The organism is Gilvimarinus sp. 1_MG-2023 (assembly GCF_030548285.1).
This window is the reverse complement of sequence record NZ_JAUOSC010000566.1, coordinates 1-325: the sequence shown is the minus strand read 5'-3', so window position 1 is coordinate 325 and position 325 is coordinate 1. Positions and strand designations below refer to the sequence as shown.

The window sequence follows — 325 nt, the reverse complement described above, 5'->3', positions numbered from 1 at the left end:
GCCTTCGGGTATCTGTCCACCTGCCAGCAGCTGGATATGGGGTTGTTCGAGCGCCCGTTCGACAAAACTGGCGACGCTGTTGCGCTGGCGCTGGCTGATCAGCGGGCCAAGATCATTGCAACGGTCGTCGGCCTGGTTAAAGGTCAGCGAGGCGACTTTCTCTGCCAGTGCTGCAATCAGCGGCTGATAAATACGGGCGTCAGCGTAAATATGGCAAGCGGCGGTGCAGTCTTGCCCGGCGTTGTAGTAGCCATAGCGCCCCACCCCTTCAACCACCGCATCGAGGTTGGCGTCTGCCAGTACAATCACCGGGGCTTTGCCGCCC

Annotated in this window: 1 protein-coding gene; it reads right to left on the bottom strand. The window is 60.6% G+C overall.

From position 1 onward, the window contains the following. A partial coding sequence (locus tag Q4563_RS18105) for an aldehyde dehydrogenase family protein (protein ID WP_303605490.1) occupies window positions 1-325 on the bottom strand: 325 nt, incomplete at both ends.